The organism is Oscillibacter ruminantium GH1, assembly GCF_000307265.1.
GTDB lineage: Bacteria > Bacillota > Clostridia > Oscillospirales > Oscillospiraceae > Oscillibacter > Oscillibacter ruminantium.
Genome location: NZ_DF158900.1, coordinates 272,869 through 283,662, shown reverse-complemented (window position 1 = coordinate 283,662; position 10,794 = coordinate 272,869). Strand labels below are relative to the sequence as shown.

Sequence of the window (10,794 nt, the reverse complement as noted above, 5' to 3'; positions counted from 1 at the left end):
TCGTCGTCCGTCTCTTTTGGAACAGCCTGATTAGGTTACCACAGTTTCCGGTGGTTTGTCAAGCACTTTTTTCAAGAACTTAACTTCCCCTTTTCAGTTCCGCCGCAGCTCTCGCCGACAGCTTTGTTAGAATACCAGCCTTGGCCCCAATTGTCAACCCTTTTTCGACTCTTTTTTCGCTTTTACTCATATTCACCATCATCTGCCCTTATACCACCCCTCCCTATGGCTATTTTTTACAGGTTCTGCCCCTTTTATTCAAAGAAAGCCCTCCGACGCGAAAACATTCCGCGCCGGAGGGCCGTCGGTTTGCTTTAATTTTCCCGGGGATACGTCTGTGCAATAGAAACCGTACCATAGTCATCCGCCGGTTCACCATCCACCAGATACCGCACCTGCTGCACAGCCTCTAAAGAGGTCAGCGACAAAGCCAGCGCATCCAGCGCAGGCTGCAAGTCCGCGTTTTCCGGCAATGCGGGTAGTATTGCCGCGGACAGATTGACATAGCAGACGCCGTCGCTGAGCTGGGTGGTTAAAACCGTAAAGCCCTCCGGCAGAGCAGAGGCCATCCCCCGTTCCTTTGGTCCCGCTTCCAGTGCGTCGACCAACGCAGAGAGTTGGGTGTCCCCCTCGTAAAGGTCCAGACGCTGGTCAACTCCCGTCAGACTGCCGCTCTCATCCAAGAACCACAGCGTCACCGGTACCGTACTGACCACATCCTCCATACTGCTGAGGAGCACGTCTTCGTCTGAAAAATACTGCTTGTCCCGATAGGCCAACTCCTGACCCCGGACTGTGATTGAGACAGACGTGATCTCCGAAAGCTGCGTCAGCGTCAGCGTAATGCAGTAGTCCGCAATGGTCAGGGACACGCCGGACAGCGTGCTGTACGGATAGGAAAGGTCCACCGTGGCGTGTCCGTCCTTCAACACAGCAGAAAGCACCTGCGTCCCCGTCGGGAACGGGCTTTTCAGCGTCTCACTCCGGGGGCCTTCCAGCAGAGCCTCCATCAGTTTTTCCGATGCGGCGCTGATATCCAACTCCCCAAGGCCCTCCAGCAGCACATCTTCTGACTCAATGGCGTCTCTGCCGGAGGCAGTCTTCAAATCCGAAGTCATATAATATAAGGCATAGTCGTCTGCGTTCGCCGCCTGCGCCTGATGCGTCGCATAGACACAGCCGGACAACAGCAGCGTCACGGTGCACAACAGCATAAGAGTCCGTCGCTTCATGCTCCGTCGTCCTCCTTCACCAACGGCCAGTGGACGGTGAAGACTGCGCCGCCCTGAGGGCGGTTGGCCGCCTCCACCGTACCGCCCCGGTTTTTCACGGTGTCCTGCACGATGGAAAGCCCCAGTCCCGTGCCGCCGGCGGCGCGGGAACGAGCTTTGTCCACCCGGTAAAAGCGCTGGAAAATGCGGGGCAGGTCCTCCTGCGGAATACCAACGCCATTGTCGGCCACCGCCAGAACCGCCTGTCCCCCCTCCCGGTGGAGGGATATCCAGACCTGCCCTCCATCATGTGAGTATTTGACCGCGTTATCCACCAAATTATAAATGACCTGATGCAGCTCATCCTTTGTGGCAAGAACCCGGCAAGGCTCCGCCGCGTCGCAGTGCAGCGCCACCTGCCGCTCTTCCGCCACCAAATCCATCATGCGCAATACCTGTTCCAGAACCGGCCCCACGTCTACTGCCGAGGGCGGCGCGGTCACGCCGCTGTCCAGCCGGGTGAGGCGGAGCAAGTCCTCGCTGATTCGGCTGAGGCGGTCCGCCTCCTGTCCGATGTCGGCCACAAATTCCCGGGTGGTGGCAAGGTCGATGTTCTCCGTCTGCAAAATAGAATCCGTCAACAGCCGGATAGCCGCCAGCGGTGTTTTCAGCTCATGGGACGCATCGGATACAAAGCGCCGCCTGACATCCTCCGTGGTCTGAAGGCGGTCAGTCAGGCTGTTGAATTCATATCCGATCTGGGCAATCTCGTCATGGCCCCGAATCACCGCCCGATGGCTGTACGCGCCCTCTCGGACCTGCCGGATGGCAGAAAGCAGTTCGCTGATTTTCCCCGTCAGCGCCCGGGACAGCACAAAAGATACCACCAGCACCAGCATGCTGACGATGATGGACAGATTTCGAATATTACTCTGAAAGCCCCGCAGCAGCGCCGCCTGCTCCACATCGTATTCATAGGCGTACACCGCGCCGATAATGCGGTTTTGGTACAGCACCGGCGAAGCCGCCCGGCTCCGGAACGCGCCGCTGCGATAGCTGCACGTAAATGCATCGTTACCCAAAAGAGCCTGTACGACCTCGGTATACAGCGCGTAGTCTCCTACCGCTCCGTCCGTTTCACGGGTGTCATAGAGCACCTTGCCCGCCGCGTCTGTGACCAGAATACGGCTCAACTCCGTAGACTCCACCAGTGTCATGGCGGCGGACACGTTTTCCTCCGTCAAACTCTCCAGATTTGCCAGAGACGACACCATCACCGACACGCTGTTTTCCATGGTGGCGGCTTTGGACCGAAAAACCAGATCCTCCGATACGAGGAGCGGATAGGTGTTCAGCAGCACCAGCACCGCCGCGATCAGCAGAATGTAGCTCAGGCCGAATTTCAGCTGCAAGCTGTTTCGCACCTGAGGTTCCCCGTTTGCTTCAGCCCTTGAAATAGTAGCCCACTCCCCACTTTGTCAGGATATACTCCGGCTCTGCCGGATTCTTCTCCAGTTTTTCTCTGAGACGGCGAATGTGAACGTCCACCGTTCGATAATCCCCGCCGTAAGAATAGCCCCAAACCACGTTCATCAGGTTTTCCCGACTGTATACCCGCCGGGGATTGCGCATCAAAAGCTCAATTAAATCGTATTCCTTTGCCGTCAGGTCCACGGTGGTTCCGTCCCGGACAGCCACCCGCTGCTCCGTGTCCAAGGACAAGTCTCCCGCGGTGAGCACGGCGCCCTGCGCCCGCTGGGTTCCGCCCGCCCGGCGCAGCAGCGCCCGAACCCGGGCCTTCAGCTCCAAAATGTTGAAGGGCTTTGTGAGATAATCGTCCGCCCCGGACTCAAATCCCATCAGCTTGTCCGCGTCCTCGCTCTTTGCCGTCAGCATGATCACAGGGACGTTGGAAAACTCCCGAATGCGCATACATGCCTCGACCCCATCCAGTTCCGGCATCATTACATCTAATATAATCAAATCGAAGCGATTGCTTCGTGCCAGCTCCACGGCGGCGGCGCCGTCGTAGGCGCATTCCACCTCATAGCCCTCGTTCTCCAGATTGAACTTCATGCCCTTGACCAGCAGTTTCTCGTCATCCACCACTAAAATTTTCAAACCGTGCTCTCCCTTTCCTTTTATTCAACGCTTGCATACTCTCGCAGCGCATCCAGCTTTCCCTCACCGATCCCACTGACATTCATGAGTTCGTCCACGGATGTAAACTTTCCATTGTCCTCCCGGTACTTCACGATGCGTTCCGCCAGTTTTTCGCCGATTCCCGGCAGCGTCGTCAGCTCCGCCGTCCCGGCGGTGTTCAAATTTACCAAAGTTACTTCCGGCGCCAGCTCCGCAGATATCGCGGCCCGCTCCGTCTCCACCGTGTAGCTCCCCGCAGCCCCGCTTGACCGGTTATGCGCCAGCAGAGCCAGGAGAAGGCAAAGAAAAATTGCTGTCAGAATTAGCAGAATTTTCTCCGCTTTTGTGGGCCGGATTTCTCTTTCCACGGTTGAACTCCTCCGAAAAATTTGTTATACTAAAGTCGTATGTTGAAATAAGGCGTTTTCTGTCGGATGCAGACCGCACCCGCTTTCCCGTCGGCAACACCGCCGTAGACGCAAAGTGTCATTGCGGCTTACTATTTTAATTTGAGTATTATCGTCGCCTTGCATCGATTATACCACAGGCACTTGCGCCCTTATGGCAGATCTATTTGAATGATGTATAATAGCCGACCTGCGGTTATTGTACCATAGGCGCTCACTCCGTTATGGTACATTTTATTTTAATCATGTAAAATAGCCGCCCTGCGGCTATTATACCACACGTTATTGGAGATTGACATGAAAATCAAACGCTTTTTCGCTGCTTTTTTAATGCTGCTCACTGTGGTGAGTCTCTCCGCTGTCCCCGTGGCCGCGGACGATGCGGTCACGCCGGTGCCGGACCCCAATATTCAAGCCAAAGCCGCCGTGTTGATAGACGCGGAAACCGGCACCATGCTCTATGGGAAAAATGAGCACAATGAGCTGTATCCCGCCAGCCTGACGAAAATCATGACTGCACTGCTGACACTGGAAGCCGTGGACCAAGGAAAGCTTTCTCTGGATCAGGAAATCACCGCCTCCGCCTCGGCGCTCAACGGCCTTGCCGCCGACGGCAGCTCGGCCGGAATCAAAGTGGGCGAAACCATGACCGTGGAGAACTATCTCAAATGTATGCTGATCGTTTCCGCCAACGAGGCCTGCGACGTGCTGGCCGAAGCGGTCAGTGGAAGCGTGAGCGCCTTTGTAGATGCCATGAACGCCAAGGCGAAGGAGTTGGGCTGCCAGAATACGCATTTTGTCAACCCCAACGGCCTGCACGATTCTCAGCACTACACATCCGCTTGGGACTTGTACCTTATCACAGCGGAAGCTCTGAAATACCCTGAATTCATGAGCATCTGCGACATGGGCGTTGCGGAGATTCCCGCCTCCAACCTCTCTGAAACGCGCCGTCTCCACACCACCAACTATCTGCTTTCCAACTGGCGGGCCAACGGCTATCTTTATTCCGACGCCCACGGTATTAAAACCGGGTCCACCAGTGAGGCGGGCCACTGCCTCGTCTCCTCCGCCACCAAGGGCAGCCGGACGCTCATCAGCGTGGTGCTGGGAGCCGAGCGGATTGTGGGAGCCGACGGCGTGGCCGATGTGCAGAGTTTTTCCGAGACGAAGCGGCTCTTTTTGTGGGGCTTTGAAAACTTCTCCACCAAAACCGTACTCTCCGAACTGGACATGCTGGCAGATGTGCCGGTGACCCTCAGCAAGATCGACAGCGTGGCGGTTCACCCCGCCTCCGCGGTGGATTTGATTCTGCCCAACGACGTAAAGCCCGAGGAGCTGGAGCAAAAGCTGGTGCTGCCGGAAAACGTAAAGGCCCCCGTCACCGCCGGACAGGAGCTGGGTTCCGTGGAACTCTCCCACAACGGCAAGGTGTACGTCTCCGTTCCGCTGGTGGCCCTGAATTCCGTGGAGGCATCTAAGCTCCTGACATTCTGGGACAATGTTCAGCAATTTTTCAGCCGTACGATTGTAAAAGTTGTGTTGGTCCTTCTGGGTGTTTTAATCGTCATCGGTGTTGTCTGGAAGCTGACTTTGGGTCGGCGGCGCTACCGGTATGGAAAACCCGCCCGCCGCTCTCGCGGATATCGCGGACGGCGCAGATAAAGTATGAAAAAAGCATCCCCGCTGCATGAGCGGGGATGCTTTTTTACGTTATAAAACGGTGACCATGTCCTCCATGGGAATGCGGTCTTCATGAAGGCGGGCGGGATGGGCGCCTTCCGCCGGATAGCCGATGGGCAGCAGGGCAATGGGTGTGCAGCCCGCCATCTCAGGAAACGCGGCCAGCAACGCCTGCGGGTCAAACATCCCCACATAAGTGGTGCCAAGGCCCAGATCCGCCGCTTGCAGCATCATCTGGGTAACGGCAATGGCGGCGTCGATTTCACCGTGGTTCTTGCCATCCACGGTGTCCCGCGTCCATGCCGCTTCTTCTTTATAGGCCACCGCCAGCAGCAACGGTGAATGAAAATGGCAGGCGGCGCAGGCATCCGCCTTCTCCAGCGCCTCTGCGCTTTTGAAAACGAAAACGCGCTGAGGCTGCTTGTTGTGGGCGGTGGGGGCGCAGCGTGCGGCCTCCAGCACCAGATCCAGCTTCTCCTGCTCCACGGGGCGTTCGCTGAATTTCCGCAGGGAATAGCGGGCCTTCTCTAGTTGTGCAAAATCCATGTAGAGTTCTCTCCTTTGTGTGGCGTCTCGCATTTCTTGACAGTCCTGATTGTAGCACGCCGCCTTTCACCGCGCAACTGTAAAATGTCCCGCGATCACCAAATGGGGGCCGCGTCTCTGCGGCGATAGCCCGCGCAGGCGGGGACTACCCCCTTCTGGTCGTGGAACTCCACAAACTTCAGGGAATATAGATCGCAGGTGACGTACCGGCCCTGATCGGGCTGGAAGATGGTGATATAGTCATTGCCCACCGAGTGTAAAAACCCTTCCCAAGATACCGGATCCTGCGTTCCCACCAGAAACGACGCCACCACATAATGGCCGATGTTGCGGCCCAAGAGCGCCTTCATGGATCCTTCAAACGCCTCTTGACTGGTGACGGGCGACTCCACGGCCTCTTGCGAAATTTCCGGAGCCAGCCGGAGCGTGATGGTCTGGGGGAAAACATTCTGCTGTGCGGACTGGGCTGGGGTAATGCTGGGCATGGTCTGGGCCGTTCCCGTGGTCCAAGGAGATGCCGTGGGCGCAGTGTAAGAAAATGTCGTCGGGCGCATCTGGGCCGTCTGCGCAGGCATGCTGTTGTTGATCTCATCCAAAGTAGCGGAACTTCCGTTAACTGTGCGGGGCTGTGCGGCAGAAAACCCGCCGCCGGTATAAGACTGATTCATAATGTCCTCCCTATCCTGCGGCGGGCAAGCCGGTGCAAAAATACCGGTGGTCTTCTCCGCCGCGGCAGCCGCTTTTTCGGCAGGCGGCAGCCGATGATTCCGCCCCGCAGCATTTCGCGGGGATGCTCTCTATGTCTTGAAGTAAGCGTCTGTAGAGGCATATAAATTAAGTAATATAAGGGCCTCCGCGAGAACTGCTCGCCGCACCCAGATAAGACCGCAAGAAAGCGCTCCGAGGATTGATTCCCCGGAGCGCTCTCATTTTGTGCCCGAATCGGACACTTACGTATTAAACAGTTTCTGTTCCGCGATTCTTCGCCGTGTCAGGCCCGCGATGGCCTTGCCACCGGACTTGTTGTACAGCGGAAGCTTGGCGGCAATCTGCACCGCCGTGCGGCCTTTGCAAAGCGTCTGCAAGCAGCCCGGCCCGCAGTTGTAGGTGAACGATACCAGCGCATCAAATTGATTCTGCGTCAGCTGGGCGGTAATCGGGCAGTATGCCTTATTCAGAACGTACTTTTCGTACTTCTTCAGATCTTCCACCAGCATCGCGTCGGCCTTTGCCTGTGTGATGGTCTGGTTGGCCTTCACGTCCGGGCCGTAGTGGCCCCAGCCAATGGTCCAATACTTTTCGTAGGCAAAGGGCTTGTACGCTTTCAGACGGCATCCTTCAAACTGTTTGATCAGTGCCAGTCCGGCCGCGCCGGTGGACGTGGGCCGCGCCGTCACGGGCTTTTTAAGGGTAAACACGATGTAACTGTACAGCACCCGGTTACCGTCGCAGTACCAGCTGCCGCCGTCCCTGCTGAAGAATAGCGTGCTGCCGCCGCCGTCCAGCATGATGGCTTCATCCCAGCCGTAGGATACCAGCCGGTCCCGCAGTTCCTCCGGGGTCAGCTTGTCCCGGCAGGCATACCATGCCACGCGCCCCTGCTTGCGTCCGATGGCCACGCGAGGGCAGCGGTACGCCATGTCGGGCTGATAGTCGGGTTTTGCCACCGGCACGCCGTGGATGATCAGGGACACGCACTGGATGTAGTTTCGTGCGTCATCGGCGGGCAAATCCGCCATGCGCCAGTCTGCGGGGTTGTCCCACACGATGCCGCCGGAACCCAGCCGCAGCAGTGCCACATAGTTCGGCGCGCACAGCGTCTCTCCGTCCGCCTTTAAATGACAGCACGGCCCGGTGGGAAGACCTCGGCGGTCTTTCAGGTAGATCGGCCCCGGCAGCAAGAAATCGCCGCCAGTTTCATTCAGAATCTTCCACGCATCGGTTTCTTTGTACTGCTTAGTGTTGACGTAGATCTGGACGCTTTCCAGCAGCTCCGGGGCCAGCGTCCCGGCCTGCGTGATCTTAACCATTGCCGCCACCGCCCAGCTGCTTGACCGCCTGATTGATTCCGGTAGCCGCCAGACCGCTGACAATGCCAACAGAAACCGCCGTCAGCGGGTCCGTGGCTGGGAACTGGGGCAGACCGGTGTACAGCGCCACGATGCCCAGCACGCCGCCCACAACGCCGCAGGCGATAGGAATGTACTTATCGTTGCTCCACGGACTTACCTTGACCACAAGGCCCACCAGATAACAGATTACGGTGATGGCCGCCACGGAGGCGATTCCAAAAGATGTCATGTCCATACCGGCACCTTATCCTTTCAGTTCGTCGCCAACGACCGTGTAAAGGTGGCCGTCAAAGATGCAGATGGCGTGCATCTCGCCGCAGTTGGTATCCACCAGCTTACCGTCCTTGACCGCTACCTTGTTCAGCGTGCCCGTGCCGGTATCCAGCAAACCATACTTGCCCACTTCGTCAGGCTGGATGGCGTTGGCCTTGGGGTCGATCCGCAGATCCACGCCCAGCTGTTTGAGGTCGGCGTTGGCCTCCTCCACGCTGCACTTCCCGGCGGTGTGCTTCGCGATGATGCGATTGACCTGATTGATTGTGTTGTTCATGATGTAATCTCCTTCTCAATTCTTATGTTTTCCGCCCTCGGCGGTTGGATTACTTTTCCGGAGGCGCTCCGTGCGCCTGCTTGTTTAGATGCTTTTCCAGCTTGTCCAGTGCATCATGCACCGGGCCGTCGCACCCCTGCTCTGCCAGCCCCTGCAAACACGCCTTGATGCCATAGCACAACAGCGTCTGCTCCGTCTGGATTGACCGAATGGTTTTGCTCTGCGCGCGGTCGCGCTCGATAAACTTGTAGATCGCCAGCACTGCCGAACCGATGAGCGCCAGTGATCCCAGCAGCCGTGCCAAATCGTTGATTGTCTCTGCGTCAATGTACATCCGCAGTCCTCCATTTCCAGCAATAGCGCGGCCTCTCGCCGCCCCGGACGGCGTACCGCATCCAGTCCAGCCCGACGATCACAGGGCCGCTTGCAGCGCACCACAGGGCAGCAAACTGCGGGCAAGCCTGCCCCAGCACATTGCCCGTCAGGTGGGAGTAGTCCCACACGCCCCAGCCCAGCCACAGATTGACGATGCACCCGGCAGCAAACTCCGCCGCCGTGATGGCAAAACCGCACAGGATGGATTGTGCCCAAATCGGACACCGCCACGGAAGTTCCGCGCCCATGCGCTCCATGATGATGCCCAGCAGCAGCGCCAGTACCAGCATCGTCCAGCTGATTCCCTCTGGATGCCCCCGGATCGTCTTGTAGGCGACCTCGCACAGAAAGTACGCCGTCCCCACGAAGCATGCCAGCAGGCCGCTTAAAATCACGTCTCCGGCCTTACGCATTTCCGCCTCCCGCAGCCGCAATGACGGCGGCCATATGCTGCGCCAGATCGTCCGGCAGCGCCGTGCCATAGGCGATGGCGTGCACGTCTACAACAGTGGTGCAGCGTTTGACCCACATCCGGGCATGGTTGCAGTATGTCTGGTGGTACAGGATGTGCGCGGTCGCCGCCTTTGCCATGATAGCGATGTCCGCCGCCGGATAGACTTCACATAGGCTTCCGTCCAGATGGTAGGCGTATCCGCTGCCGCCCGCCTTAACGGCCTCTTGCGCCGTGGATAGGTTGATCTGGTCGGGGATAGACAGGCTAATATGTCCCGCCGTGCCGTCCGATAGCGTCACGTCGCACCCAGCGGTAATGGCAGCGTCACAGGCGGCGTTGATTTCCGCCAGCTTGTCCTTCTGCACCTCGGCCAGCAACGGCTCCACCGGCTCTGCCGGGGCCACGTTGGAAAGGATGATCGCGTTTCCCTCAATTCGCGGGTACTGGTAGTCCGCTACGGTATCCGTGCGCAGACACATACCACCGTCCGCCGTGTACAGCGATACGGTAGCGCCCAGCGCCGCCGGGACTGATTCCAGCGCATACCGCACCTCGTCGGCGGCAATCTGCTGGTTGAGGACTGTGTAGTGCTTTGATGTACCAGTTGTGATGTACATAGGCTTATGCCTCCTTAATCTGTCCGGTAAACGTCAAAGGTAATATCTGCACTAACATTGCCGACCGCAATGAGTACGATGACGTTTCCGTGGTTCGCGTCTTGATAATAACCATAAACTTGGACAGGGATCGTATTGACCAATGGTTGGGCAAACAGTAAGTCTCCGGGGCGCAAAATGTTTCCCCCAGTAAAATCAGACGGAGCGCAATATTGTGTATTGCGGCCTACGCTTCGCGCTATGCTAACCGTCCCGACTTTAGAACTTCCGCCCCGTCTGGCGATGATGCACTCTCCCATTACGCCACCGCCTTTTGGCGGCAGTTACGTGCCGTAGATGTAGTTGTATTTCTGCCCGTATACGTTTGTCCTGACATATTGCGAAAAAGCAACAGAAAATCCACCCGTAACAATTTCGAGGAATACTTGATAAACGGCTCCCTGTGAATAGTATTGTGGACTTCCAGCAATCGCAAGGCTTCCACCCCAAAAGTCTTGATCAGCTTGCGCACGGATGCCCGCCACAAGCACCCATTTTGGCGTAACGCCGAGACTGATTGTGCGTGTTTCCTGACCGTCTCCGGTGTACGTGCCGTAGCCGATCTTGCTACCCTGCGGATGCCCTGCCAAGATGCACTCACCCATTGCAAACACCTCCCGCAGAGCGTCCGCAACAGGCAGACAAAACTAATTGTGTGTGTGTGTGTGTGTGTGTGTGTGTGTGTGTACGTACGACGG

Annotated in this window: 14 protein-coding genes; 1 reads left to right on the top strand and 13 read right to left on the bottom strand. The window is 57.5% G+C overall.

Going from position 1 to position 10,794, the window contains the following annotated elements; all coding sequences use genetic code 11:
* Nucleotides 1–314: 314 nt before the first annotated feature.
* Genes ON16_RS15155 through ON16_RS13610 form a run of 4 tightly spaced genes read right to left on the bottom strand, consistent with a single transcriptional unit; the run spans nt 315 to nt 3,721 of the window.
* Nucleotides 315–1,232 carry a GerMN domain-containing protein gene (locus ON16_RS15155; RefSeq protein ID WP_051131772.1) on the bottom strand — a complete coding sequence of 306 codons (918 nt, stop codon included), beginning with the start codon at nt 1,230–1,232 and terminating at the stop codon, nt 315–317.
* Nucleotides 1,229–2,623, bottom strand: a complete 1,395-nt coding sequence (locus ON16_RS13620; protein ID WP_040663811.1) for a sensor histidine kinase — start codon at nt 2,621–2,623, stop codon at nt 1,229–1,231. Before ON16_RS13620 ends, ON16_RS15155 begins: the two co-directional genes overlap by 4 nt.
* Nucleotides 2,624–2,654: 31 nt before the next feature.
* Nucleotides 2,655–3,332 (bottom strand): response regulator transcription factor, encoded by a 678-nt coding sequence (locus tag ON16_RS13615; RefSeq protein WP_040663717.1) that lies wholly within the window; start codon nt 3,330–3,332, stop codon nt 2,655–2,657.
* 20 nt (nt 3,333–3,352) lie between these two features.
* Complete coding sequence (locus ON16_RS13610; protein WP_051131771.1) at nt 3,353–3,721, bottom strand: ComEA family DNA-binding protein; 369 nt, start codon at nt 3,719–3,721, stop codon at nt 3,353–3,355.
* Between the two features lie 336 nt (nt 3,722–4,057).
* On the opposite strand from ON16_RS13610, the gene ON16_RS13605 reads away from it, so the two are divergent.
* Nucleotides 4,058–5,425, top strand: coding sequence for a D-alanyl-D-alanine carboxypeptidase family protein (locus tag ON16_RS13605; RefSeq protein WP_040663715.1), 1,368 nt, complete (start codon nt 4,058–4,060; stop codon nt 5,423–5,425).
* A 48-nt stretch (nt 5,426–5,473) separates the two neighbouring features.
* Here the strand turns inward: ON16_RS13605 and ON16_RS13600 are convergent, their stop codons facing one another.
* The 9 genes from ON16_RS13600 to ON16_RS15840 form a co-directional block, all read right to left on the bottom strand.
* Nucleotides 5,474–5,989, bottom strand: a complete 516-nt coding sequence (locus ON16_RS13600; RefSeq protein ID WP_040663713.1) for a nitroreductase family protein — start codon at nt 5,987–5,989, stop codon at nt 5,474–5,476.
* 95 nt (nt 5,990–6,084) lie between these two features.
* The gene (locus tag ON16_RS13595; protein WP_040663710.1) at nt 6,085–6,657 is read right to left on the bottom strand and encodes a hypothetical protein; all 573 of its coding nucleotides are present in this window, start codon (nt 6,655–6,657) and stop codon (nt 6,085–6,087) included.
* A 282-nt stretch (nt 6,658–6,939) separates the two neighbouring features.
* On the bottom strand, nt 6,940–8,019 hold the full coding sequence (locus ON16_RS15450; protein ID WP_081579713.1) for a glycoside hydrolase family protein: 1,080 nt from the start codon (nt 8,017–8,019) through the stop codon (nt 6,940–6,942).
* Entirely contained in the window at nt 8,012–8,296 is a 285-nt protein-coding gene (locus ON16_RS13585; protein ID WP_040663708.1) for a phage holin family protein, read from the bottom strand. The genes ON16_RS15450 and ON16_RS13585 overlap by 8 nt, the downstream gene beginning before the upstream one ends.
* Nucleotides 8,297–8,305: 9 nt before the next feature.
* Nucleotides 8,306–8,611: a hypothetical protein gene (locus ON16_RS13580; protein ID WP_040663706.1), complete on the bottom strand. Its 306-nt coding sequence runs from the start codon at nt 8,609–8,611 to the stop codon at nt 8,306–8,308.
* Nucleotides 8,612–8,660: 49 nt separating this feature from the next.
* A complete protein-coding gene (locus ON16_RS13575; RefSeq protein WP_040663705.1) occupies nt 8,661–8,945 on the bottom strand; it encodes a hypothetical protein in 285 nt (94 codons plus the stop codon).
* A complete protein-coding gene (locus ON16_RS13570; protein ID WP_081579712.1) occupies nt 8,935–9,399 on the bottom strand; it encodes a putative ABC transporter permease in 465 nt (154 codons plus the stop codon). The genes ON16_RS13575 and ON16_RS13570 overlap by 11 nt, the downstream gene beginning before the upstream one ends.
* Nucleotides 9,392–10,057 (bottom strand): DUF4376 domain-containing protein, encoded by a 666-nt coding sequence (locus ON16_RS15150; RefSeq protein ID WP_051131770.1) that lies wholly within the window; start codon nt 10,055–10,057, stop codon nt 9,392–9,394. The genes ON16_RS13570 and ON16_RS15150 overlap by 8 nt, the downstream gene beginning before the upstream one ends.
* A 323-nt stretch (nt 10,058–10,380) precedes the next feature.
* Nucleotides 10,381–10,701, bottom strand: a complete 321-nt coding sequence (locus ON16_RS15840) for a hypothetical protein (protein WP_040663701.1) — start codon at nt 10,699–10,701, stop codon at nt 10,381–10,383.
* Nucleotides 10,702–10,794: the final 93 nt, after the last annotated feature.

Bases quoted from the DNA above. Each gene is read 5' to 3' on its own strand.
- ON16_RS13595 (WP_040663710.1), bottom strand. From the start codon at position 6,657: ATGAATCAGTCTTATACCGGCGGCGGGTTTTCTGCCGCACAGCCCCGC.
- ON16_RS13605 (WP_040663715.1), top strand. From the start codon at position 4,058: ATGAAAATCAAACGCTTTTTCGCTGCTTTTTTAATGCTGCTCACTGTG.
- ON16_RS15150 (WP_051131770.1), bottom strand. From the start codon at position 10,057: ATGTACATCACAACTGGTACATCAAAGCACTACACAGTCCTCAACCAG.
- ON16_RS13575 (WP_040663705.1), bottom strand. From the start codon at position 8,945: ATGTACATTGACGCAGAGACAATCAACGATTTGGCACGGCTGCTGGGA.
- ON16_RS13585 (WP_040663708.1), bottom strand. From the start codon at position 8,296: ATGGACATGACATCTTTTGGAATCGCCTCCGTGGCGGCCATCACCGTA.
- ON16_RS15450 (WP_081579713.1), bottom strand. From the start codon at position 8,019: ATGGTTAAGATCACGCAGGCCGGGACGCTGGCCCCGGAGCTGCTGGAA.
- ON16_RS13600 (WP_040663713.1), bottom strand. From the start codon at position 5,989: ATGGATTTTGCACAACTAGAGAAGGCCCGCTATTCCCTGCGGAAATTC.
- ON16_RS15155 (WP_051131772.1), bottom strand. From the start codon at position 1,232: ATGAAGCGACGGACTCTTATGCTGTTGTGCACCGTGACGCTGCTGTTG.
- ON16_RS15840 (WP_040663701.1), bottom strand. From the start codon at position 10,701: ATGGGTGAGTGCATCTTGGCAGGGCATCCGCAGGGTAGCAAGATCGGC.
- ON16_RS13580 (WP_040663706.1), bottom strand. From the start codon at position 8,611: ATGAACAACACAATCAATCAGGTCAATCGCATCATCGCGAAGCACACC.
- ON16_RS13570 (WP_081579712.1), bottom strand. From the start codon at position 9,399: ATGCGTAAGGCCGGAGACGTGATTTTAAGCGGCCTGCTGGCATGCTTC.